This is a genomic window from Burkholderia sp. RF4-BP95, from assembly GCF_001521985.1.
GTDB classification, from domain to species: Bacteria; Pseudomonadota; Gammaproteobacteria; order Burkholderiales; family Burkholderiaceae; genus Burkholderia; species Burkholderia diffusa.
Genome location: NZ_LOSX01000087.1, coordinates 25,102 through 48,198, shown reverse-complemented (window position 1 = coordinate 48,198; position 23,097 = coordinate 25,102). Strand labels below are relative to the sequence as shown.

Below are 23,097 nucleotides of genomic sequence, written 5' to 3'. Positions count from 1 at the left end.
GCGCGCATCGACCGTCGGTCGTGGTCAGCGGCCGAGTCCGGCCATCAGCGTGTACTTGAGCTCCACGTACTCGTCGAGGCCGTACTTCGAGCCTTCGCGGCCGAGCCCCGACTGTTTGACGCCGCCGAACGGCGCGACCTCGGTCGAGATGATCCCGTCGTTGATGCCGACCATCCCGCTTTCCAGCGCGCCGGACACGCGCCATGCGCGGCCGAGGTCGCGCGTGTAGAAGTAGGCGGACAAACCGAACGGCGTGTCGTTCGCCGCGGCGACCGCTTCGTCTTCGGTCGTGAAGCGGAAGCAGCCGGCGACGGGGCCGAAGGTTTCTTCTTCGGCGATCAGCATGTCGGGCGTCATACCGGTCAGCACCGTCGGTTCGTAGAACGTGCCGCCGAGCGCGTGGCGCTTGCCGCCGACGACCACGCGTGCCCCTTTCGCGGTCGCATCGGCCACGTGCCGCTCGACCTTGTCGAGTGCCGCTTCGTTGATGAGCGGCCCCTGGTCGACGTCGCCCGCGAGCGCGTTGCCGACGCGCAGCGCGCGTACCGAGTCGGCGAGCTTGCGCGTGAAGGCTTCGTATACGCCGTCCTGCACGAGAAAGCGATTCACGCACACGCAGGTCTGGCCGGTGTTGCGGAACTTCGATGCGATAGCGCCCTGCACGGCCGCGTCGAGATCGGCGTCGTCGAACACGATGAACGGTGCATTGCCGCCGAGTTCGAGCGACAGCTTCTTCAGCGTGTCGGCCGATTGCCTGGCGAGCAGTTTGCCGACGCGTGTCGAGCCCGTGAACGACAGCTTGCGCACGACCGGCGAATGCGTGAGCGCCTCGCCGATCGCGACCGCGTCACCCGACACGACGTTGAACACGCCGGCCGGCACGCCCGCCCGTTCGGCGAGCACCGCCAGCGCGAATGCCGACAGCGGCGTTTCCTCGGACGGCTTCAGCACCATCGTGCAGCCGGCCGCGAGCGCGGGGCCGGCCTTGCGCGTGATCATCGCGAGCGGGAAGTTCCACGGCGTGATCGCCGCGACGACACCGACCGGTTCGCGCGTGACGACGATCTGCGTGTCGGGCTTCGGGCTCGGGATCACGTCGCCGTACATGCGTTTCGCTTCTTCCGCGAACCATTCGAGAAAGCTCGCGGCGTAGGCGACTTCTCCACGCGCCTCCGCGAGCGGCTTGCCCTGTTCGCGCGTCAGCAGCTCGGCGAGTGCGTCGCGATGTTCGAGCATCAGTTCGCCCCAGCGCTTGACGCGGGTGCCGCGCTCCTTCGCGGTCAGCGCGCGCCATGCGGGCAACGCGTGCGCGGCGGCGTCGATCGCGCGCTGGGCGTCTTCGGCATCGCCTTTCGCGACTTTCGCGATCGTCTCGCCCGTGGCGGGATTCAGCACCGGATAGGTTGCATCGCTCGCGCGATGCGGCTCGTGCCATTCACCGCCGATGTAGTGGCCCGTTCTCAGAAATTCGCTCATTGCGTTTCGTTCCTTCAGTCTGCCGCAAAACTGCCCTGCGCCGGGCGCGACTCGCGCGCGATGCGCTTGCCGGCGGTGTAGTCGTTGATCAGGTCGCACGGCGTGTAGTTGCGCTCGAGCTCGTGCAGTTCGTCTTCGCCGAGTTGCGTCTCGAGCGCGCCGAGCGCGCTGTCGAACTGCGCGACGGAATCGGCGCCGACCAGCATGCTGGCAATGCCGGGGCGGCTCAGCACCCAGGCCTGGGCGATCTGCGCGGGCGGCACGCCGCGCCGCTTCGCGACCTTCGCGACCGATTCGGCTATCGCGAGCGACGACGCGTCGCCGTACATCTGCGCGGTGAAGAAGTCGGTCTGGTTGCGCGTCGATTGCGGCTCGCATGTCAGCAGGCCGCGCGCGAGCGGACTGAACACGGACACGCCGACGCCCTGGTCGATGCAGTACGGCACCATCTCGCGCTCTTCCTCGCGATACGCGAGGTTCAGCTGCAACTGCATGTTGATCGGCTTGTCCCAGCCGTTGCGCTCGCACGCCTGCATGATTTTCGCGAATTGCCACGTGTACATCGTCGACACGCCGATATAGCGCGCCTTGCCCGCCCGCACGATGTCGTGCATCGCGCTCATCGTTTCCTCGACGGGCGTGTTCACGTCGAAGAAGTGCAGCATGAAGATGTCGACGTAATCCATTCCGAGACGCTTCAGCGACCCGTCGATGCCGTCCAGCACGTGCTTGCGCGAATGGCCGCCCGCGTTCGGATAGCTGCCCATGTCGTAGCCGACCTTGGTCGTGACGACCAGCTCCTCGCGGCGCGCGTTGCGCTTCAGGATGCGGCCGACCACTTCCTCGCCGACACCCGTCGAATAGAAATCCGCGAGATCGATGAAGTTGACGCCGGCATCGAGCGCGCGGCGCACGATCGGCTCGCTCTGCGCTTCGTCGAAGATCCACGGCTTCCATTCGGGCGTGCCCATGTTCATCGTGCCGAGACACAGGCGGGACACCTTCAGGCCGGACTGGCCGAGGCGGACGTATTCCATGCTTCCTCCTGTCACGGCCTTGCCGGCCGCTCGTTGTCGGTCAGTTCTTTTTGGGCGTGTAGAACGGATTCGATACGTCGCGCGCGGCGGCGAACGCGGCGTCGCGATGCGGCAGCCCTTCCATCGCGGCGACGATCGCGTTGCGGCACGCGCGGTAGTTGTTCTCGAAGACGGCGTCGAGATCGTCGGTCCGCGGATTGACCCAGTTCGCCGACACGACGACCCAGTCGTTTTCGGCTTCGGGCGGCAGCGTGCCGTTTTCGAGCGCTTCGGCCACGGCTTTCGCGATGCCGGCCTGCGAGGCGCCCCATGTCGCATTGCCGTGGAAGTCGCCGTCGATCTGAGCCTTGTTCACGTACAGCGTGAGCGGCTTGGTCGGAATGCCGGGCTGCGCGATCACGACGAACGGCGCATGGCCGGCCGACGGCGTCGCAAGCGCGGTCGCGAACGCCTGCCCGGCGGGGCCGTCGCGGGGGCCGATCAGCACGTTGATGTGCGCAAGGTTGACTCCGGGGCCTTCGAAGCCTTCGCCGATGAAAAGCTGTCTGGGATGCGGTGCGGTCATTGCGGTGTCTCGTCGATGAGGTTGGTGTGAGGCGATTGTCCGGGGCCGCGATGCGGCCGGTGAATCGATGTTTTCTGATCGAGGTATGCGTTTTCGTCGTCTCCGTGAAAACCCTGGCCGCCACGCGCGAACGCCCGCCGGTCGGGCCGCCGGCGCTGCCGGACGATGTCGCGGAACGGGCGGTGCGGGTGGGCGGCGGCGTGCTGGCTCCGGGTTTGTCATACCCGGGCAGGGGTTGGAGCGCCGCGCGCGTCTGGACAACAATCGGCGTACCCCGGGCCTTATCTTTCGACGCCCCGTCCTTTTTCGAAAGCGAGTAATTCCGATGGCAGCCATTCAGAGACCCGATTGGTCGAAGCTCAGCTCTCTCGACCCGGAGCTGATCCGCGCATTCGTCGCCGTCGTCGAGAGCGGCGGCTTCACCGCGGCGGCCCGGCAGCTGCATCGCACGCAGTCGACCATCAGCCTGCGGATCCGCACGCTCGAGGAGCGGCTCGACACGCACCTGTTCATGCGCAACAGCCGGCGGCTCGAGCTGTCTCGCGATGGCGAGAACTTCCTGATCCACGCGCGCCGGATCATCCAGGTGCAGAACGACGCAATCATCGCGTTGAAGCAGACGAGCAGCGACCGCGGTGTCGTGCGTTTCGGGCTGCCCGAGGATTACGCGGAGCTGTGGCTGCCCGACTTGCTGAAGTCGTTCTACGCGCTGCGGCCGGGCGCGCGCTTGCACGTGCATTGCCGGATGTCGCTGGAGCTGGTCGAGCGGCTGCAGGCCGGCGAGCTGGACGTCGCGCTCGTGGTGCGGCACGGGCCGAATGCGGCCGGGCGGCTGCTTGGCCGTCACGACGTCGTGTGGGCCGCGCATCGCGACTTCGCGCTCGACCGGCACGCATCGGTGCCGCTCGCGCTGTTTCCGGAAACGTGCTGCTATCGGCAGCGCGGCCTGCAGGCGCTCGCGACCGCCGAGCGGCCGTATCACGTCGTCTATACGAGCCAGAGCCCGACCGGCATCAAGATCGCGGTGAACCACGGCGCGGCCGTGACGATGATCGACCGCTGCACGCTGCCCGCGAACTGGCGCGTGCTCGACCAAGCGGACGGCTTGCCGCCGCTACCGCCCGCCGACCTCGAACTGCATCGCTCGCCGGGTATCTGCGATCCGCTGACCGACGATCTGGTCTCGCTGATTGAAGCCATGGTCGACGAGCGGCGGCGGGCGTCGCTCGAGGCGTTCGCATAGCGGTACGGCCGGCACGCATGCCGTTTTTTTCACTGCAAAGCCGTTTTTTTGCACGGTATTGATGCGGCGCCTTCTAAGCTCGGGACGTGTCCAACAGCCAGGACGCCCTCCGTCCGCGCCATGACCTTCATCCATCCCGTACCCGAATACGACATCGCCGGCCGCCAACTGCGCGCCGGCGCGCGCACGACCGTCATCCCGTTTCCGCCGCCGCGCCCGCGCCTGCGGTTGCCCGTCACGCTGACGGCCGACACCGGCGCGCTCGCGCACGCCCGGCTCGCGGCGTTGCTGCATTCCCCGCTCGGCGTGTATGTGGTCAGCGCGCGTACCGTGCGCGACGTGATCCATGTGGAATTCGACATCGCGTCGGAGGATCTCGACTTCACGCTGCACATGCTGATCGCGCAGCAGGTCGATGCCGTGATCGGTCCCGTTGCCCGCCGTCTGCGCGTGGCGACGCAGGATCGTCCGGCCGGGGAACGCCGATTGCTCGTACCGTAGGGTTCGCCGCCGATTCGCCGGCCATCGTGCCGTGGGCGGGCCGGTCGCGGCGAGCGTTTGTGCGCCGCGTCGCACGCGGCGCCGGCCCTTGACAGGGAGGAATCCATGCACCTCATGGAAGAAGTGCAGACCACGCGTCCGGCAAGCGGCCGCGTGCGCGTGGTGACGTTGCCGTCGGGCACGCAGCTGGCCCTGCAGTTGCGGGTGACCGTGCGCGCGGCGGACGTGCTGCTGCGTCAGGCGATCCGGCTGCCGGACCGCCATCAGTGGTCGGTCGACCTCGAACGTGTCGACGCGGCCGGCGGGCCGCTGGCCGCCTGGGATTCGCACGTGACGCTGCGCATCGCGAAGACGTTCGCGCCGTCGGCCGATGCGAACGCGCGCGCCGGCGATCCCGACCAGGTCGCGGTCGACATTCGGCTGTTTCTTCCGGAGCAGGCGTATCTGGGCGAGCAGCGCGTCGGCATCTTCGGCCGGCGGCACGGCAACCGGTTCGGCGCGACGCTGTCGGTGACGGCCGGGTCGCAGTGGGGCGGCCGGCGTACCGAATGCATTCCGCCGGCCGGGAGGCATGTGCATGGCGACACGCTGGAGGCGCTCGTCGACACGGTAGCGGGCATCGTCAACGCGGCGCTGCTCGCGGCCGGCCATCCACGGCCCGGCAGTTCGTGACGGCGCGGGCGGCGGCGCGCGTCCGGCCGCGGTTCAGGCGTCGCCGGTCTGGCCGGTTTGCCGCTGCAGGTCTTCCATCAGTTGTTCCGCGAGAAAGTCGCACGGCGGGCGCTTCGATTTCGTGCTGCGCGCGAGGATCAGCTCGAGCGGCGGCAGATCGGGCAGCCCGTGCGAGCGGCCGAGCATCGACAATTGCGCGGGAATCGCGCAGCGCGCGAGCGGCGCGACCGCGAGCCCGGCCTCGACCATGCTGAGCAGCCCGAGCAGGCTCGGGCTTTCATAGGACGTGCGAAACGGCAGCTTCGCGCGTTCGAGGCTGCGGATCGCGTTCTCGCGCGCGACGCTGCCCGGCATGAACACCGCGATCGGCAGCGGCCGTTCTTCCCACACGCGCGGCCCGTTCGTCATCGCGGCCCACGCCATCGGCTCGTGGCGGATGAAGTCGCCGGACAGCCCCTTGATGCGCGTGCCGCACACGAGATCGACGGTGCCGTCCTTCAGGAGCGGCGCGAGCGCGCTACTCGGCAGGCCGATCACCTGGATCTCGACCTTCGGATAGGTCGCGGAGAACTTCTTCAGCACCGACGGCAGCAGCGACGACGCATAGTCGTCCGGCACGCCGATCACGACCTTGCCGGTCACTTCCGGCCGCACTACGGCCGCCCACGCCTCGTCGCGCAGCGCCAGCATTCGTCTGGCGAATCCCAGCAGCACCTCGCCTTCGCGCGTCAGCACGATGCTGCGCGGCTTGCGCACGAACAGCGGCCGGCCGATCGCGTCCTCGAGGCTCTTGATCTGCATGCTCACAGCCGATTGCGAGCGGTTCACCGCTTCGGCGGCGCGGGTCATGTTGCCGGTTTCCGCAACGGCGACGACGGTGGCCAGCACGTCGTGATCGAGCATCTTCATCGGTATCAGGAAAACTGAATGTAACGATCAGCATTATGCGTTTTTATTGTCGCTATGTGTCTGCCATAGTGGCATCGAGCCCGCCGTTTCGTTCGATGCGGTGCGGCCATCACGCCGGCATGCCCGGCACGCAGCGTTGAACAGGGAAGAGTGGTGTACCGATGATGGATCATCCGTTGCGCGCCGCACTGGCCGCGGAATTGCATGCCCGGCCGTTCCTGCGGCTCGCCGAGGCCGTGTCGCTCACGCACTACGCGATCTACGCGGACGGCCAGCCCGACATCCACGAAACGCTGCTGCACGCGCTGTGTCGCGACACCGGCATTGCCGTGCCGCAGGACGGCGCGACCCACCATGCGGTGCAGTCGCCGTGCGGCTGGCATCTGAAGTGGGAGCGCCACACCGAATTCTCGACGTTCACGTTCGTCGCGCCGCGTCGCGACACCGGCTATTTCGACGATCTCGCGATCGAAGGGATTCCTGCCGCGTGGTTCGCGCGGCTCGCGGGTATCCGCTTCGTCGCGGTGCGCATGGAGTTGCTGTCGGGCGATGCCGCGCGGCTCGTGTGCGGTGACATGCGCCGCTGGATCGACGGGCCCGCGCTCGTCGGCAGCAACGTGCTGGGCGGCGGCAAGGTGTTTTGCGACTGGCACGTGCGTGACGACGGCTTCATGCGTTTTCTCGTCGTCGACGAGGATTTTCGCGAGGAGCAGGGCGGCCGACTGCTGCAGCGCCTGTATGAAATCGAGACGTACCGGATGATGGCGCTGCTCGCGTTGCCGGTCGCGCGGCGGATGAGCCGCGAGCTCGACGAAATCCATGCGGCGCTGCATGCGCTGATGCAGCGGATGGACGCGAGCGGCGCCGACGGCGACGACGCGGCCTTGCTCGTGAAGCTCACGCATCTCGCGGTGCGGGTCGAGGCGCTGTCGGGGTCCGGCGGCCGCTTCAGCGCGTCGCGTGCCTACGAAAAGCTCGTGCTGGCGCGCATCCAGGAATTGCGCGAGGAGCGCATCGAAGGGATGCCGACGATCGCCGAGTTCATGGAGCGGCGCTTCGCGCCGGCAATGGAAACCTGCCGCAGCGTGTGGGCGCGTCACGAGCAGATCGCCGCGCGGATCGCACGCGCGGTCGACCTGTTGCGCACGCGCGTGAATCTCGCGCAGGAAAAGGACGTGACGCGCTTGCTGGCCGGCATGGAGCGCACCGCACGCAATCAGCTTCATCTGCAGCACGCGGTCGAAGGATTGTCGGTGGCGGCCATTTCGTACTACGTGCTGTCGCTCGCGACAGCGGCGTTCAAGGCGCTGCACGTGATGAACCTGCCGGTCGATCCCGAACTGGCGGAAGGCCTGCTGATCGCACCGGTCGTGTTCGCGGTGATTCACATCACGCGGCGCACGCGCGCGCAACTTGCACGGTCGGAGGGCGCGCATGACGGCGCACCCGTGCAGGCAGCGGCGTTGAAACAGGCAAATTAGAACATCGACGACATATCAAAAGGAGTGGAGATGACTTTTACGCAAACGCAACCCGGGTTCTTCAGTGGCCTCGACGCATTCGACGAGCCGGTATGGGACGAAGCCGGCGCGCCGGAGGAGGCGCATGTGACGTCGTATCAGGCCGTGCTGCAGGAGCCGATGACGTCGCTCGTCGGGAATACGATCGATCGGCCGGATGTCGCGGCGGTGGCGATTCTTGGGTACAACTGACGCGGGTTTGGATCGCGTCGATTCAAGCATTCGCCGCGGCTTGAGCAGGCTCCAGGCGTGACGAAACGGCGGGTGCGGGATGTGCCCGTCGTTTGTACGTTCGTCATGATCGGCGCAGACTCCCGCTGCCGCCGAACGCGCTACGCGCTATAGTCGCCCGACGCCCGCCGCGAACACTGCACGTTCGGCGGCTCCTTCACGCACGTCTCCATTCCATGACCGCGCATCCCGCCGTTTCCCTTCAGCTCACCGACACCGAACAACCGGCTGCCCGCGAATTCATCAGCCGCAAGCTCGGCGAATTCAACCACGCGATGACGGGCCGTAGCGACACGGCAGCGCTCGACGTCTACGTGACCGATCCCGCGACCGGCGAGGTCCTGGGCGGGCTCACCGGCCGAACGTCGCTCGGTCTCTTCTTCATCGACCTTTTTTACCTGCCGGAATCGCTGCGCGGCGGCGGCTTCGGCAGCAGACTGCTGCGCGAGGCCGAAGCGGAAGCGAAGCGGCGCGGATGCGCCCGCGCGGTGCTGTACACGATTACGTTCCAGGCGCCGGATTTCTACCGGAAGCACGGGTACGAGGCATTCGGCGAAGTGCCGTGCGAGCCGGAAGGGACGGCGCGCGTGTTCATGGTCAAGGCGCTTTGAACGACGGTGCCCGACGTCACCGCCCCGGCGTCGCGCGCTCGACGATCATGTCGTACAGCGCCTCCGCCGCGGGCGACAACTGCGCGGCCCGGCGCTTGACCAGCACGAGCGTGCGCGACACCGACGGCTCGACGAGTTCGATCGTGCGAATCATCGGATACGCGTTCTTCTGGATCGCGAGCTTCGGCACCACGGCCGCGCCGAGGCCTTCGGCGACGAGGCCGAGCGCGGTCGAACTGCGCTGCACTTCGTAGAACGAATGCAGCGTCACGCCGCTCGTCTTCAGCGCACCTTCGAGCAGCCCGCGATTGCCGCTCACTTCGCCCGCGAAGATCAGCGGATGCGGCTGCAGCGCGGCCCAACGGATCCGCCGACGCTTCGCGAGCGGATGATCGTCGCGGCAGACGAGCACGTACGGATCATGCATGAGCGGCACGCTGACGAGTTCGGGGTGCTGGTCGCCCGCGATGCTGATCCCGAATTCCGCTTCGCGGCGTAGCACGGCCTGCAATACCGACGCCGACGCGTGATCGAGGATCTTCACGCGATCGTGCGGCCGGTGCCCGGAAAACGCCCGCAGAATACGGGGGAGATACTGAACGCCGACCGTCGGCACGCACGCGATCGTCACGTCGCCGCGCTGGCTCAAGCCCGTTTCGCGGATTTCGGTCAGCGCATCCGACAGCTCGTTCAGCAGCCGGCGCGCCTGCGGCAGGAAACGCCGGCCGATTTCGGTGAGGGTGGTGCGGCGTGTCGTGCGCTCGATCAGCGCGACGCCGAGAAACGACTCGAGCTTGCGCAGCCGCTGCGTGATCGCCGTTTGCGTGACGTGCAGCGTGTCGGCCGCCTGCCTGAAGCTGCCGCCGTCGGCGATCGCGACGAAAGCCTGGACACCGAGCGTATCGATTTTCATCAGAAACATGAATCAATGACGATATTAAATTCATTTTACTGAAGAACGGCGAGATCGCAGAATGCGCTGCATCGACGGCTGTCGATATTCCGACACCGTCCACGCCGACCAGGAGGCATGCCGTGACGACATCACTCGATCAATACGCCAACCAGTACGTGCGATTCGAAGACGAACGCACGCGGCCCGTGCGCGATCTGCTGGCCGCCGTGCCGGATACGCCGATCCATACCGCGATCGACATCGGCTGCGGGCCCGGCAATTCGACCGAAGCGCTGATCGCGCGCGCCCCCGACGCGACGGTTCGCGGGATCGACGCGTCGCCGGACATGATCGCGGCCGCGCGCAAGCGCCTGCCCGCGCTGCGTTTCGATCTCGCGGATGTCTCCACCTGGGACGATCCGGGCGGCTACGATCTGATTCTGTCGAATGCGGTGCTGCAATGGGTGCCCGCGCACGACACGCTGTTTCCGTCGCTCGTCGGCCGGCTCGCGCCGGGCGGCCATCTCGCCGTGCAGATGCCGGACAACCTCGACGAACCCGCGCACCGGCTGATGCGCGAGGTCGCCGCGGCCGGACCGTGGGCGCACAAGCTGAAGGACGCGGCGCGCACCGAGCGGTTCGACGCGCGGTATTACTACGCGTTGCTGTCGCCGTCGTGTTCGCGGGTGGATGTCTGGCGCACGACTTACTACCATCCGTTGCGCGGCGGCGTCGATGCGGTCGTCGAATGGTTCAAGGGCAGCGCGCTGCGGCCGTTCCTCGCGGCGCTGGACGAAAGCGAACGCGACGCATTCGTCGCGCGCTATCGCGACGCGCTCGCCGGTCCGGACGGCTATCCGCTGCTCGACGACGGCACCGTGCTGCTGCCGTTTCCGCGCCTGTTCATCGTCGCGACGCGGAAGTAACGCGAAAGCATGGTCGTCGGTCAGGACGCCGGCCGCATCGATTCCGGATCGACCGTCCGGCTCTTCGCGGACTGCCCGTCACGCAGGTCCTTGTACCAGAAGAGGGCGACTTCGCCGTCGTTCGCGCCGTCGGCGTACAGGAAGCGGTCGTGGCCGCCGATGACGAAGCCCGCACGTGCGTACGTGCAGCAGGCCGCGACGTTGTTCGCCTGCGTTTCCAGCCGCATGAAGCCGAACCCGCGGTTGCGCGCCCACGCTTCCGCGGCCGCCAGCAGGAACTGGCCGATCCCTTGGCGCCGGCAACCGCGGTCGACCGCGAGTTCCGCGATCTCGGCCATCCCGTTCCAGCTTTCGGTGATCGCGACGAATCCCGCGAGGCGCCCGCCCGCGCTCGCGCGAAACAGCGCGGTGCCGTTGGACGCCTCGCGCGCCCAGCCGGCCGGGTCGAAGCCGTAGTCCTTGCGCCGCACGGGCAGCGCGCGCAAATCGAGCAGATCCTGGTACGGCGCATTCAGCTCCCACGCGATCTCGAACGAAAAGTCGCATCCGTTCAGTTCGTCGGCGGGCAGATCGACCGCCTGTTCGATGCTGATGTGCTCGGCTCGGTCCATGTGTGTCGGTGTCCTGTCTTCAGCGGGATTGCCAAGTATTTCCCCCGGGGCGAGCGCCGCCTTGCGGCGAGCCGGATCGCGCCCGTTCCTGTTTCGAATTGCTGCGCTCGCACAATGCTTCTCCCCGCGGCGCGATTCAACGCCCGATTATGCGGGATATCGGCAGCGACGCTGCACCGGCCTGGAACGGGAATGCAATCACGCCACGCATCGGCGCGGAACGCGATATGTTCAGCGATGCATATCGAAATGGCGATCGACCTAACCGACCCATATTCGCCGGCACAGGAGCATCATGTTGAATTCGACGCAGCGGGAAGCCGTCGGCGAAGCGTTTTCGCTCGACGCGATGCGGCACGCAAGAATGCACGCGATCAATCGAAATCCGGAGCGCGCATCCGACGCGGCCGTTCGGCGCGTTCCACGAAGACTTGCTGATGAGAGCCGAGCCGGGCGACGCGCGCCGTGAACGCGCGTCGCCGGCCGCATCGTCAGATGCTGATCGCGACCGGGCCTGCCAGCGGCGTGTAGCCGTCGTCGAAGAGGAACCACGCATCGTACTGGCCCGACGCCAGCGCGCTGTTCGCCGTCGTCGAGAACAGCAGCGAGCCCGTGCTCTTCGGCAGATACGCCCACGACTTGTAGCCGCCCTTGGTCGGTTGCGCGCCGCGCGGGTAGATGCCGACCCAGTTCTTCGGGCTGTGACGCCAAGGCGGCACGACGTAGTCGAACCGCAGCGTGCCGTACGACGAGCCCTGCGACGACAGCGCGGGCACGAATTTCCCGTTCGTATTGCCGATCGCCGAATCGGTCAGCAGTGCACCCGCTTGCGCCTGCACGCAGCCGGCCACGCGGCGCAGGAAGTTCGGGTCGTTCGCGTCGCGGATGCTCGCGTCGTACCAGCCTGCGTCGCCGTACCACGTCACGGCCTGCGTCGCGCCGGCCGGCACGCTGACCGACTGCGGCGTGTTCATTCCGTACGCGTTGTCGACGAGCTGGAACGTCGTCGCGCTCGCTCCGGCGGTGTTGTCGAGCGTGATCTGCACGTTGCCGTTCTGCACGTCGTAACAGAGGCTGACTTCGGCCGACGAACCGGTATTGCCCGACGCGCCGACGTTGCCGCGGAACGTCTGCAGGAATCCGTTCGGCCCGTAGACCGAATAGTCGTAGCCGCCAGCCGAGTTCAGCGCGAGCGAATCGGACAGGGTCGTGCACGCGTTCGCGCCGGCGCCGATCGTGTATTGCCGCGGGATCGTGCTGGTGCCGTCGACCCACGCCTGCAGATGCACGCCCGCCGTGCCGGTATTGGTCATCGTCAGCGCGAGCGTCCTGCCGGAGCGGTTGACCTTGCCCTGCACGAAAAACTCGTACGGCAGCCGGCATGCCGCATTGCGGCCGGTCGTTTGTGCCGGCACCGCGGTGGTGGTCGCCGGCGGGATGATGACCGTCCAGCCGTTCGGGTCCATGTTGCTGGCCGGGCTCGGGATCGCGGGCACCGTCTGGTCGGGATTGGTGAAGTCGAATGCCGACGTGAGATCGCCGCACACGGTGCGCCGCCACGGCGTGATGTTGGTTTCCTGCAGCCCGAAGCGCGTTTCCAGAAAGCGGATCACCGACGTGTGATCGAACACCTGCGAGTTGACCTTGCCGCCTTTCGACCACGGCGAGATCACGAACATCGGCACACGCGGGCCGAGGCCGATCGGCACGTCGCCGCTGGCCGATCCGTCGGACGCCGCGCCGCTACTGCCGACGAATTCGGCCGCGGTCGAGACCGTCGAACGGCCGGTGCCCGCGGATGCGCTGGATGGCACGGCGGGCGGCACGTGGTCGAACAGGCCGTCGTTCTCGTCGTACATCACGAGCAGCACCGTGCTGGCCCAGACTTTCGGATTCGACGTCAGCACGTTGAGGACGTTGCTCACATACCATTCGCCGCCGCTCGCGGCCCACGACGGATGTTCGCAGTACGCGTAGGGCGCGGCGATCCACGATACCTGCGGCAGCGTGTCGTTCGCGACGTCGGCCTGCAACTGGCTGAACAGGCGCGTGTCGTATTCGGTGCCGCCGCCCGTCGGGTCGATTTGCGTGCCGTTGAGCGCCGGCGCGAGCGGATCGGTCGCGCCGAGGTTCTGGTACTGCCTGAAGTTGAGGATGACGTTGTCGCCGTAGTTGCCGTTCCACCAGAGATCCTTGCTGGAGCCGTTGTACTCGCCGTAACCGTGCGCGGCATCGAGCCCGTTGCCCTTGTCCTGGTAGAACTTCCACGTGACGCCGGCCGCATTCAGCCGTTCCGGCATCGTGGTCCAGCCGGTGCCGGTCATCGTGTTGGTCGTGTACGGCGTGTAGCCGGGCACGTTGCCGCAGCAACCGGTCCACAGATACAGGCGGTTCGGGTCGGTCGGCCCGAGCATCGAGCAGTGGTAGCCGTCGCACACGGTGAAGGCGCTCGCCAGCGCGTAATAGAACGGGATGTCGTTCTGCGTGAAGTAGTACATCGTGCCGCTGGTCTTCGCGCCGGCCCAGTTGTCGTAACGGCCGTTGTTCCATGCGCTGTGCGTGCCGTTCCAGCTGTGGTCGAGGTCGCCGTAATAGGTGTCGCCGTTCGCGCTGCCGGCCGGCGGCGACGGGTTGAACGGGAACACGTACGACAGCAGCCACGGCTGGCGCCAGACCGGATACCCGCTCGAGATCACGACCGGGCGCGGATCGCCGAAGCCGCGCGCGCTGCGCAGCGTGCCGAGGTAGTGGTCGAACGACCGGTTTTCCTGCATCAGGATCACGACGTGCTTCACGTCCTGGATCGTGCCGGTGACGGTCGCTGCCGGAATCGACTGCGCGCGCAGGATGCTTTCGGGCAGCATGCCGGTGACTGCCGTGGCGCCCGCGAGCTTCAGCGCATCGGCCAGGAACTGACGTCGTGTCGTGGATTTGTTTTGCATTTTCGCTCTCTGTCATGAATGGCCGGACGGACTGGCCGGACGCCCTCGCGCTTCAAACGCCGCGCGTTGCGATCGCAGTCACGCCGGACAAGGGCAGGTGCCCGTCAGTGGCAAGCCGTGGCGCAGTGCAGGACCGGCGCGGCGGCCGGGCCCGATGCTGATGCGCGGTTCGCGGCGAGGTTGCCGGCCGCGCCGGAATCGCCATCGCCGCAACCGGCCAGCGTGCAAAGGAGCGCGATCATGAAAGCGCCGCGCCAGTGCGGGAAATGACTTTCCTTACCAGCGGGCGGAGCGGAGTGGTCGCGACTCGATTCGAGTCGGATTCCTGAGTGATTGACGTGCGTCGTTCCTGTTCCTGCTTTCATTGCCCCTCCAGAAAAGAAATGAACAGCGGAGAATATCGTTCGAATCAGAACAACTTCATGACAGGCCATCCGCGCGTGCCGGCGACGTGCGACAGCCCGGTGAATCTTCCGCCCGGCGTGCCGTCGTCGGTATCGCGCTCGATGCCGAGTAGATGCTCGATTCCAAACTCGGCGGCGATCGGACGCGTCACGACCACGTTGGTCGCGGTGACGATGCAGCAGTGATATCGAGCCGCCGCGGCCATTGCTGGCCGTCATGGCGACGGGCCGGTGGTCGGCAGGATTCAGGCGCACGTCATCGTGGCGTCGGGTCAGCGCCACCGCCGATTGCTCATACGGAATTCACGCCGCGCGACTGCTGGAGAATACGCATAAGTGCCGCCTCGCGGTTCGACTATGCTGAATTGTCCGCGGCCCGAATTCCGCGCCGCGACGCGGCGAACCGGCGAAGGCGGGAGGGTGCGATGAGCGAACAAGACAACGTGCAACTCGTGCAGCAGGCATACGCGGCGTTCGGCAGGGCCGATATCGACGGCATTCTGCAGACGCTTTCCGACAGTATCGACTGGTTCATCCCGGGGCCGGCCGACGTCGTTCCGTTCGTCGGCAGAAGACATGGGCCGCAGGCGGTCGCGGCGTTCTTCGCGGCGCTTGCGTCGACGCAGACCGCGGAACGGTTCGAGCCGCTCGAGTTCATCGCGAGCGGCAACCGGGTCGTCGTGCTAGGCACGCAACGCTGGCATGTTCATGCCACGGGTCGCACGTACGAAGACGACTGGGTGCATCTGTTCACGATCGAAAACGGGAAGATCGCGACGTTCGTCGAGTATCACGACACCGAGGCCGAAGCGGCGGCACATCGACCGTGACGACGCCGCGATCGTGCGCGGACATCGTCACTTTCGGAAGCATGCATCGCATGCTTCGGTCGACCGCCCCGGTCAATCGATCGCGCGCATCGCGTGGCGCAGTTCCTGGTAGCTGCGCAGGCCCGTCACGCCGAGTTCGCGGCCGATCCCGCTGAGCCCGAAGCCGCCCCAGCACACGTGCGGGTAGATGAGTTGCGGCGCGTTGATCCACACGAGCCCGGCGCGCACGCGCGCCTGGAACTGCTTCGCGATTTCCGCGTCGCGCGTCACGACGGTCGCGACGAGCCCGTAGCGCGTGTCGTTCGCGAGCGCGATCGCCTCGTCGTCGGTGCGGAACGACTTGACGCACGCGACCGGGCCGAACACTTCATCGGTCCACAGCAGGTTGTCGACGGCCGGTTCGGCGACCACGACCGGCGCCATGAAGAAGCCATTGCCGCCCCCCTCGGCGACGCGCCCGCTGAACGCGATGCGCGCGCCGGCCGCGATGCCTTGCTCGAGCATCGCCTCGACGCGCGTGCGCTGCGCGGCCGAGATCAGCGGCCCCATCGCGACGTGTCCGGCGGAAGGCGGCGCGACGACGAGCGCGCGCACGGCCGTCTCGAACGCGGCCATGAAGCTGCGGTACACGCTGTCGTGCACGAGGATGCGCGCGGTGGCCGAGCACATCTGGCCCGCGTTCGTGAACGCACCGGCCACCGCCAGCGACACCGCGACGTCGAGATCGGCGTCGTCGCGCACGATCAGCGACGACTTGCCGCCGAGTTCGAGCGTCACGCGCTTCATGTCCTCGGCCGCGGCCTGCATGACCTTGCGGCCGGCGGCCGTGCTGCCGGTAAACGAGATCTTGTCGACCAGCGGATGCGCGCTCAGCGCCGCGCCGACCTCCGCGCCACCGTTCACGACGTTGACGACGCCGTCCGGCACGCCGGCTTCGGCGATCAGGTCGAGCAGCGCGTGCTCGGTCGGCGACGTCAGTTCGGACGGCTTCATCACGACCGTGCAGCCGGCCGCCAGCGCGGGCGCGAGCTTCCACGCGGTCGTGACCATCGGGAAATTCCACGGCACGATCAGCGCGGCCACGCCGACCGCATCGTGAAAGCGCTCGGCGGCGACGGCGTCGCTCGGCAGCGCGACCGGCTCGGCCGCGAACAGCGCCGGGTTCTCGCACAGCTGCGCGTAGTACGCGAACGTCGCGGCGACGTCGCCGACGTCGGCGTCCGCTTCGAACGGCGGCTTGCCGCTCACCTGCATTTGCAGCGCCGCAAGGCGTTCGCGCTCGGCTTCGACGCGCGCGGCGATCGTCGCGAGCAGGCGGCCGCGCTCGGCGGGCGGCGTGTCGCGCCAGCCGGCGAACGCGTCGCGCGCGGCGCGGACCGCGGCGTCGACGTGCGCGGCCGTCGCGAATTCCTGCCAGCCGATCGTCTCGCCGGTCGACGCATTGAAGATCGGCGCGCCGGCTTCATCGGAATGCGTGCGCACGGGCTGGCCGGCGATGCGCGCGGCGGGCAGCACGTTGGCCGTGGCGGAAGGGGAAAGCTGAGCGGTGGACATCAACGTTTTCCTGTCGATCGGGTTAGCGGTAGGCGACGCCCGGCATCACGCAGAGCATCTCGTACGCGAGGTTCGCGCCGACCAGCGCGGTGGTGCCGGTCGGATCGTACGGCGGCGACACTTCGACGAGATCCGCGCCGACGATGTTCAGCCCCTTCATCCCGCGAATGATCTCGAGACCCTGCTGCACCGTCAGCCCGCCGATTTCCGGCGTGCCGGTGCCGGGCGCGAACGACGGATCGAGACCGTCGATGTCGAAGCTCAGATAGACCGGCGTGTCGCCGATGCGTTCGCGCACCTGCGCCATCAGCGGCGCGAGCGACTTGTTCCAGCATTCCTCCGCCTGCACGACCGTGAAGCCCTGCTGGCGGCACCAGTCGAAATCGTCCGCGTGGTAGCCGGTGCCGCGCAGGCCGATCTGCGTGACCTTGTCGCAATGCAGCAGGCCGTCCTCCACCGCGCGACGGAACGGCGTGCCGTGCGCGATCTTCTCGCCGAACATCGTGTCGTTCACGTCCGCGTGCGCGTCGACGTGCACCACGGCGACCTGACCGTACTTCCTGTGCAGCGCGCGCAGGATCGGCCATGCGATCGTGTGATCGCCGCCGAGCGTGATCGGCCGGCAGCCGTTCGCGACGATCTCGTCATACGCTTGCTCGATGCGGCGCACCGAATCCTTCAGGTCGTACGGGTTGGTCGCGACGTCGCCTATGTCGGCGACCTGCAGCGAATCGAACGGGGCCGCGCGCGTGGCCATGTTGTACGGGCGCAGCAGCACGGATTCGGTGCGGATCTGACGCGGGCCGAAGCGCGAACCCGAGCGGTTCGACGTGCCGAGATCGAGCGGCACGCCGACGAAGCACACGTCGAGGCCGTCGGTCGTGTCGGCCTGCGGCAGGCGCATCATCGTGGCGATGCCGCCAAAGCGCGGCATCTCGTTGCCGCCCATCGGTTGATTCAGTTCGCGGTGCATGGGGCCGTCTCCTCTTTCTGGTGAAAAACGCTCGGCCGATGGTAGAGGAGAACGCGCACGCGAAGATTTTGAAGTCGCAACGTTTACATCGATGTGGCTCGATGCGAGTGGCATGGCCGCATCGACGCGGCGTGACCGCCGGCGGGCGGTCGGCGTCGGACCGGATCAGCGCGCGATCGCGGGCGGCGGCGCGTCGTCGCCGTGGTGCGGCGCGGCCGACCCCCATGCGGCAAGCTCGCGCTTCGTGCGCACACCGAGCTTCGCGAACGCACGCTTCACGTACGACTCGGCCGACGCGACCCGCACGCCGAGGATGTCGGCGGTTTCCGGCACGGTCTTGCCGGAGATCAGATGCTTGCAGGTTTCGTATTCGCGCTTCGACAGCTTCACGCCGTCGGCCGCGATCCGCGCGTCGAACTGCGCGAGCGGATGCACCTCGGGCATCGGATGCGCGACGCGTCGCGCGGCGGTGGTCGACGCATGCAGCTCGAGCAGCGGGAACAGCATGTCGCTGATGCCGCGAAAGCGGTTCATCTCGGCGAGCGTGAACGGCGGGCGATCGCGGCCGCGTTCCAGCGCGATCGAATGCTGCGCGTAGCGGGTGCCGCGCGCGAGCACGCATTCGTGGCCGATATGCACGTCGTCGAACAGCCGCTGGCGGAATTCGCCGGGCGGAATCGCCGCGATATCGCGCACGACCAGCATCGTGCCCGTCTTGCCGCGCAGCCCCGCGAACAGCGGGTCGCTGTCGAGAAAGCGCTCGTAGTAGAGCGTCATCACGTCGGAGATTTCGGCGGTCGCGGTGCCGATGCCGCTGCTGCCGATCCATTCGCAGCGGTAGCCGGTGGGCATCGTGCCGTCGACGCGCGAGCGTTCGACGTGCGCGACGTCGAGCGGCACCACGTCGTTCAGCAATTGCGTGAGACGCGGCACGAAGTGCGGCGTGCCGACCGTCTCGATCAGCTCGCCCAGCGCCTTGAACGACACGTTGAAGCGGTCGGTGTCGCGGAGGAAGGGGTTCACGTTGAGCAGCATGCGGTTCCCCGGTGAAAAGCGGCGGCGATTTTAGCGTTGGAAGCCGAAAACGTCATTAGGGGGAAATACGGTACGGAGTCCTGCGGCCCCGCGCGCAGCGGAAAACGCGGCTTGTCCCCCCCGAAGGGGGGCATACCGGGGCAGTGTAAATGAGTAACTTCGTCTCTGCTTTTTCAATCAAGAGACGAAAGATTCAGATGACCAAACTGATCAAGGACATCCTGCCGCTCGGCGCAGGCATTGGCGAATTCACGAAGCTCGACTTCGGGATGGACGAAAGCGACTGGCGCGCGGCCGAAGGCAAGAGCGGCGGCTACCTCATCGGCTGGTGGGAAGGCAAGGTCGGCTCGGTGGCGTTCCCGGAAACGGCGGCGGACGAGGCGGTGTGGCTCGTCGAGGGCCGCATCGCGCTGACCGACGTGGAAGGCAACCGCAAGGAATTCACGCCGGGCCAGGGTTACCTGCTGCCGGCCGGTTTCGCGGGCCGCTGGGAGACGATCGAGGACGCGAAGAAGTTCTACGTGCTGCTCGAGAAGTCGTGATGCGAGCGACCGCCGCCGAGGTGTCGTCGCTGGATCGACGCGCGCCTGGCGGCGGTTGCGTTTTCGATCGACCGCAAGCGAAACCCGTCGCGCGCTTGCCGACGGCATACATCGCGACTTGCGGTGCATGCGCCGCGAATTGCCATCGGCGGAACAACCGATGACATCGGCGAATTCGGCACGCCGCGCACGCTCGGCACGCGCGGGCCGCGATCACGCGGGATGGCTGGGATCATGGAAATGGAAGTCAACGAAACAACGCAGGCCGCGCCGGCACACGCGCATGACGCGCGTCGCGCGCCGGTCGCACTGAGCGCCGCCGAGGCGCTCGCGAATACGAAGCTGTTCCCGTACTGGCTCGACAACCCGGCCGCACCGGCCGCCGAGCCGGAACTCGTCGGCGACGCGACGGCCGATCTGCTGATCGTCGGCGGCGGCTTCACGGGGCTGTGGGCGGCCGTGCAGGCGAAGGAGCAGATGCCGCACCTGAGCGTGGTGCTGATCGAGGCCGGCAAGGTCGCGCACGGCGCATCGGGCCGCGCGGGCGGGATCATCTCGACATCGGTGATGCACGGGCTGCCGAACGCGGTGCGCGTGTTCCCGAACGACATCGCGCAACTCGAGGCATTCGGCCATCGCAACCTCGACGGCTTCGAGGAAACGCTGAAGCGCTACGGCATCGACGCCGACATCGAGTGGAACGGCGAGATGACGGTGGCGGTCGACCCCGAGCACGTCGCGCACCTGAAGGGCGACTACGACCTGCATCGCGAATACGGCCACGACGTCGTGCTGCTCGATCGCGACGAAACGCTCGGGCAACTGAATTCGCCGCTGTTCGCCGGCGCGTTGTGGTCGCGCAATCGCAGCGGCATCGTGCATCCGGCGAAGCTCGCGTGGGGGCTCAAGCGCGCGGCGCTGTCGCTCGGCGTGAAGCTGTACGAACACACGCCGCTCACGACGGTCACCGACGAAGGCGACACGGTCTACGCGAAGACGCCGAGGGGCAGCGTGCGCGCGCCACGCGTCGTGTTCGGCAGCGGCACGGCGAAGGTCGGCATTCCCGACATCAACCGCCGCGTGATGCAGGTGCGCGATCACGTGCTCGCGACCGAGCCGCTCACCGACGAACAGCTCGCGCGGATCGGCTGGAAGAATCGCCAGGGCGTGTACGACACGCGCACGCAGCTGAACTATTTCCGGCTGACGAAGAACAACAACATCATCTTCGGCGGGCTGGTCAGCTATCACTTCGACGGCGATCCCGAGCCGCACCAGGACGGCGAGCGGCAAACTTACTACCGGCTCGCGGAGGCGTTCCATCGCACGTTCCCGCAACTCGCCGACGTGCGCTTCTCGCACGCATGGGGCGGCCCGATCGACTACTGCTCGCGCGGCTCGGTGTTCGCGAAGCGCTATCTCGGCGACAAGGCGGTGTTCGTCGCCGGCTACACGGGTTTCGGCGTCGCGGCGAGCCGGTTCGGCGCGTTCATGGGGCTGAACATCCTGTTCGATCGAGACAGCCCGGAACGCAAGCTCGACATCGCGAACCAGAGCCCGAGCTACATCCCGCCCGAGCCGATGCGATGGGTCGCCGCGAAGATCACGTTCCATGCGTTCGACGGCGCGGATGCCGAAGGCGGCTGGAAGCGCGCGTGGATCAACGGGATCAAGGCGATGGGCTTCCCGATGTAAGCGGCGCGCGGTGTCCGCGAGCGACGCGTATGGCGTGTGCCGTTGCCGATGGCGGCGCGCGTCCGGCAAGGTTCATCGGCGAAGACGGCCGGTGTCGCGCCGGCCCGACAACGCGCTCAGGCGCAGCGGCTCGAAGCATGTTTTCGAATACCACCGATCTCGATCTCCGGCTCATCCGGGTCTTTCTCGCCGTCGTCGACGCACGCGGCATCACGGCCGCAGAGGCCTCGCTCGGCGTGCGGCAGTCGACGATCAGCACGCAGCTGTCCGCGCTGGAAGCGCGCGTCGGTTTCAAGCTGTGCGATCGCGGCCGCGGCGGGTTTCGGCTGACGTCGAAGGGCGAACGCTTCGCGGCGACGGCACGCACGCTCGTCGCGGCGACGTCCGAGTTCGTCGCGCGCGTGCGCGACATCGACCGCAAGCTGGTCGGCACGCTGTCGATCGGCCTGATCGGGCAGGCGCCGCTCGTCGAGAACGCACGCCTGGCCGATGCCATCGGCGCGTTCCGCAAGCGCGACCAGGCCGTCACGTTCTCGATGAAGGTGGCGTCGCCGCAGGAACTCGAGGAAAGTCTCGTCAACAACCAGCTCGATCTCGCGATCGGGTATTTCTGGCATCGCGTGCCGGGGCTCGACTACACGCCGTTGTTTACCGAGGAGCAGGTGATTTACTGCGGGCGCGGCCATCCGCTGTTTCATGCGTCACGGCCGGTGTCGGCCGACGACCTGCAGGCGCACGACTGGGTATGGCGCACCTATCCGGTGCCGGAGGAGCAGTATCCGCTGCCGGAGCGGCGCGTGACCGCGAGCGCGGATAGCATCGAGGCCGCGACGATCCTGATCCTGTCGGGCGGCCATCTCGGCTATCTGCCCGCGCATTACGCGGAGCCGTTCGAGCAGCGCGGGCTCGTGAAGGCCATCGGCCGCACGACCTTCAGCTTCGACGTGCCGCTGCATCTCGCGATGAAGCGCAGCGCGAGCGACAAGCCGATCGTCGACGCGTTCTGCGAGGATTTGCTGCGCGCGTTCAACATCAAATCGATCGCGCTGGCCGCGTAGCGCGGGGCCTGCTCAGGCGTCGATGCGTTCGACACGCGCCGTGACGGTGTCGTCGACGTTGAACGCGAGCAGCGGCGGCGAAGCAGCTGGAATCGCGAAGCGCGTGTCATGAGCGAAGCGCGAACGCGTGAGATGCGGACGAGTGCCGGGCAGGCCGGGTCACGTGCTTGCGCTGTCGTCGCGATACCCGCTCTTGCCGTCGAAGATTTCCTTGAGCGCGGCACGCAGCACGACCGGATCGTGCTCGCCGGGTGCGAGATGAATCACGTAATGCGTGTTGCCGTCGAGCCGCGCGGCGGTGCGCTCGTCGAGTTCGACTTCGATCGTGTCGCCCGTGAGGCGCACCGTCAGATCCTTCACGTGCGCGGTGAGCTGGTCGAGCACCATCACCTCGATCGACGTTTCCTCCGGAAAGCGCAGCAGCGAGAAGCAATAGTTCTGCGCCGCGTCGTGGCAATAGATGTTCGCGCAGCTTTCGTCGTCGTCGATGTCGGACGTCGCCGCGCCGACGGTGGCATGGAGTTCCATGATGTTTCTCTCGATGTGGGGTTATCGGGGCAGCGCGGTTTCCGTTTCGACCTCGAAATGCGCATCGCGCGTCTTCAGCCACAGCCCGAACTCGCGCATGACCTCGACGACGGGCCGCAGCCGGTCGCTGAAGCGCTTCGGCCCGTCGAGCAAGTACGACACGAGCAGCAGCCGCCAGCGGCCGCCGAGCAGGCGCATCGCCGCTTCCACGGAACATCCTGTCGCACTCGTTTTCATCGTGCTGAACCCTGGTCGGTAACTTTTTTGTGACTACGGCACAAACGACTGCCTTCTTCTCGGCACCGCGCCGATGCGAGATATTAGCGCCCGCGTCGCGGC

General features: G+C 67.1%; 24 protein-coding genes and 1 pseudogene. 11 read left to right on the top strand and 14 right to left on the bottom strand.

The window, feature by feature from the left end; all coding sequences use genetic code 11:
• Nucleotides 1-24: 24 nt before the first annotated feature.
• Genes WS46_RS28690 through fae form a run of 3 tightly spaced genes read right to left on the bottom strand, consistent with a single transcriptional unit; the run spans nucleotide 25 to nucleotide 3,078 of the window.
• The gene (locus WS46_RS28690; RefSeq protein WP_059692520.1) at nucleotides 25-1,476 is read right to left on the bottom strand and encodes an NAD-dependent succinate-semialdehyde dehydrogenase; all 1,452 of its coding nucleotides are present in this window, start codon (nucleotides 1,474-1,476) and stop codon (nucleotides 25-27) included.
• Nucleotides 1,477-1,490: 14 nt separating this feature from the next.
• Entirely contained in the window at nucleotides 1,491-2,513 is a 1,023-nt protein-coding gene (locus tag WS46_RS28685; RefSeq protein WP_059692519.1) for an aldo/keto reductase, read from the bottom strand.
• A 40-nt stretch (nucleotides 2,514-2,553) separates the two neighbouring features.
• The gene (gene fae / locus WS46_RS28680) at nucleotides 2,554-3,078 is read right to left on the bottom strand and encodes a formaldehyde-activating enzyme (protein ID WP_059692518.1); all 525 of its coding nucleotides are present in this window, start codon (nucleotides 3,076-3,078) and stop codon (nucleotides 2,554-2,556) included.
• Between the two features lie 325 nt (nucleotides 3,079-3,403).
• Here fae and WS46_RS28670 point away from each other — a divergent pair, with 325 nt between their 5' ends.
• From WS46_RS28670 to WS46_RS28660, 3 genes are all read left to right on the top strand, one after another.
• The gene (locus WS46_RS28670; protein ID WP_059692516.1) at nucleotides 3,404-4,321 is read left to right on the top strand and encodes a LysR family transcriptional regulator; all 918 of its coding nucleotides are present in this window, start codon (nucleotides 3,404-3,406) and stop codon (nucleotides 4,319-4,321) included.
• 120 nt (nucleotides 4,322-4,441) lie between these two features.
• Complete coding sequence (locus tag WS46_RS28665; protein WP_059692515.1) at nucleotides 4,442-4,822, top strand: hypothetical protein; 381 nt, start codon at nucleotides 4,442-4,444, stop codon at nucleotides 4,820-4,822.
• A gap of 105 nt (nucleotides 4,823-4,927) precedes the next feature.
• The gene (locus WS46_RS28660) at nucleotides 4,928-5,494 is read left to right on the top strand and encodes a hypothetical protein (protein ID WP_059692514.1); all 567 of its coding nucleotides are present in this window, start codon (nucleotides 4,928-4,930) and stop codon (nucleotides 5,492-5,494) included.
• Between the two features lie 33 nt (nucleotides 5,495-5,527).
• Here WS46_RS28660 and WS46_RS28655 read toward each other — a convergent pair whose 3' ends face one another.
• Complete coding sequence (locus WS46_RS28655) at nucleotides 5,528-6,403, bottom strand: LysR family transcriptional regulator (RefSeq protein WP_044848057.1); 876 nt, start codon at nucleotides 6,401-6,403, stop codon at nucleotides 5,528-5,530.
• A 161-nt stretch (nucleotides 6,404-6,564) separates the two neighbouring features.
• On the opposite strand from WS46_RS28655, the gene WS46_RS28650 reads away from it, so the two are divergent.
• From WS46_RS28650 to WS46_RS28640, 3 genes are all read left to right on the top strand, one after another.
• On the top strand, nucleotides 6,565-7,884 hold the full coding sequence (locus WS46_RS28650; RefSeq protein ID WP_059692513.1) for a DUF3422 family protein: 1,320 nt from the start codon (nucleotides 6,565-6,567) through the stop codon (nucleotides 7,882-7,884).
• Between the two features lie 30 nt (nucleotides 7,885-7,914).
• A complete protein-coding gene (locus WS46_RS28645; protein ID WP_059692512.1) occupies nucleotides 7,915-8,115 on the top strand; it encodes a hypothetical protein in 201 nt (66 codons plus the stop codon).
• Between the two features lie 215 nt (nucleotides 8,116-8,330).
• Complete coding sequence (locus WS46_RS28640) at nucleotides 8,331-8,765, top strand: GNAT family N-acetyltransferase (RefSeq protein ID WP_059692511.1); 435 nt, start codon at nucleotides 8,331-8,333, stop codon at nucleotides 8,763-8,765.
• 16 nt (nucleotides 8,766-8,781) lie between these two features.
• Here the strand turns inward: WS46_RS28640 and WS46_RS28635 are convergent, their stop codons facing one another.
• Nucleotides 8,782-9,678 carry a LysR family transcriptional regulator gene (locus tag WS46_RS28635; protein ID WP_059692719.1) on the bottom strand — a complete coding sequence of 299 codons (897 nt, stop codon included), beginning with the start codon at nucleotides 9,676-9,678 and terminating at the stop codon, nucleotides 8,782-8,784.
• A gap of 122 nt (nucleotides 9,679-9,800) precedes the next feature.
• Between WS46_RS28635 and tam the strand changes: the two genes are divergently transcribed.
• The gene (tam, locus tag WS46_RS28630) at nucleotides 9,801-10,586 is read left to right on the top strand and encodes a trans-aconitate 2-methyltransferase (protein ID WP_059692510.1); all 786 of its coding nucleotides are present in this window, start codon (nucleotides 9,801-9,803) and stop codon (nucleotides 10,584-10,586) included.
• A 20-nt stretch (nucleotides 10,587-10,606) separates the two neighbouring features.
• On the opposite strand, the gene WS46_RS28625 is transcribed toward tam, so the two are convergent.
• The 4 genes and pseudogenes from WS46_RS28625 to WS46_RS28610 form a co-directional block, all read right to left on the bottom strand.
• On the bottom strand, nucleotides 10,607-11,197 hold the full coding sequence (locus WS46_RS28625; protein ID WP_059533729.1) for a GNAT family N-acetyltransferase: 591 nt from the start codon (nucleotides 11,195-11,197) through the stop codon (nucleotides 10,607-10,609).
• A 491-nt stretch (nucleotides 11,198-11,688) separates the two neighbouring features.
• Nucleotides 11,689-14,139, bottom strand: coding sequence for a phosphocholine-specific phospholipase C (locus WS46_RS28620; RefSeq protein WP_059692509.1), 2,451 nt, complete (start codon nucleotides 14,137-14,139; stop codon nucleotides 11,689-11,691).
• A 104-nt stretch (nucleotides 14,140-14,243) separates the two neighbouring features.
• The gene (locus tag WS46_RS28615; protein WP_059692508.1) at nucleotides 14,244-14,504 is read right to left on the bottom strand and encodes a hypothetical protein; all 261 of its coding nucleotides are present in this window, start codon (nucleotides 14,502-14,504) and stop codon (nucleotides 14,244-14,246) included.
• Nucleotides 14,505-14,548: 44 nt separating this feature from the next.
• Nucleotides 14,549-14,725 (bottom strand): annotated as a pseudogene (locus tag WS46_RS28610) (hypothetical protein); the annotation flags it as partial.
• Nucleotides 14,726-14,968: 243 nt separating this feature from the next.
• Here WS46_RS28610 and WS46_RS28605 point away from each other — a divergent pair.
• Complete coding sequence (locus WS46_RS28605) at nucleotides 14,969-15,373, top strand: nuclear transport factor 2 family protein (protein ID WP_059692506.1); 405 nt, start codon at nucleotides 14,969-14,971, stop codon at nucleotides 15,371-15,373.
• A gap of 72 nt (nucleotides 15,374-15,445) precedes the next feature.
• Here WS46_RS28605 and WS46_RS28600 read toward each other — a convergent pair whose 3' ends face one another.
• The 3 genes from WS46_RS28600 to WS46_RS28590 form a co-directional block, all read right to left on the bottom strand.
• On the bottom strand, nucleotides 15,446-16,927 hold the full coding sequence (locus WS46_RS28600) for an aldehyde dehydrogenase family protein (RefSeq protein ID WP_059692505.1): 1,482 nt from the start codon (nucleotides 16,925-16,927) through the stop codon (nucleotides 15,446-15,448).
• Nucleotides 16,928-16,949: 22 nt separating this feature from the next.
• Nucleotides 16,950-17,900 (bottom strand): agmatinase, encoded by a 951-nt coding sequence (gene speB / locus WS46_RS28595; RefSeq protein ID WP_059692504.1) that lies wholly within the window; start codon nucleotides 17,898-17,900, stop codon nucleotides 16,950-16,952.
• 165 nt (nucleotides 17,901-18,065) lie between these two features.
• Nucleotides 18,066-18,935 carry a helix-turn-helix transcriptional regulator gene (locus WS46_RS28590; protein ID WP_059692503.1) on the bottom strand — a complete coding sequence of 290 codons (870 nt, stop codon included), beginning with the start codon at nucleotides 18,933-18,935 and terminating at the stop codon, nucleotides 18,066-18,068.
• A 197-nt stretch (nucleotides 18,936-19,132) separates the two neighbouring features.
• Between WS46_RS28590 and WS46_RS28585 the strand changes: the two genes are divergently transcribed.
• The 3 genes from WS46_RS28585 to WS46_RS28575 all read left to right on the top strand — a co-directional run bounded on the left by WS46_RS28585 (nucleotide 19,133) and on the right by WS46_RS28575 (nucleotide 22,230).
• Nucleotides 19,133-19,477, top strand: a complete 345-nt coding sequence (locus WS46_RS28585; protein ID WP_059692502.1) for a cupin domain-containing protein — start codon at nucleotides 19,133-19,135, stop codon at nucleotides 19,475-19,477.
• Nucleotides 19,478-19,711: 234 nt separating this feature from the next.
• Complete coding sequence (locus WS46_RS28580) at nucleotides 19,712-21,172, top strand: FAD-binding oxidoreductase (RefSeq protein WP_059692717.1); 1,461 nt, start codon at nucleotides 19,712-19,714, stop codon at nucleotides 21,170-21,172.
• 137 nt (nucleotides 21,173-21,309) lie between these two features.
• Complete coding sequence (locus WS46_RS28575; RefSeq protein ID WP_059692501.1) at nucleotides 21,310-22,230, top strand: LysR family transcriptional regulator; 921 nt, start codon at nucleotides 21,310-21,312, stop codon at nucleotides 22,228-22,230.
• A gap of 159 nt (nucleotides 22,231-22,389) precedes the next feature.
• Here the strand turns inward: WS46_RS28575 and WS46_RS28570 are convergent, their stop codons facing one another.
• Both WS46_RS28570 and WS46_RS28565 read right to left on the bottom strand, forming a co-directional pair.
• The gene (locus WS46_RS28570) at nucleotides 22,390-22,758 is read right to left on the bottom strand and encodes a hypothetical protein (RefSeq protein WP_059692500.1); all 369 of its coding nucleotides are present in this window, start codon (nucleotides 22,756-22,758) and stop codon (nucleotides 22,390-22,392) included.
• Between the two features lie 21 nt (nucleotides 22,759-22,779).
• Complete coding sequence (locus WS46_RS28565; protein ID WP_257130065.1) at nucleotides 22,780-22,968, bottom strand: hypothetical protein; 189 nt, start codon at nucleotides 22,966-22,968, stop codon at nucleotides 22,780-22,782.
• Between the last annotated feature and the right edge of the window lie 129 nt (nucleotides 22,969-23,097).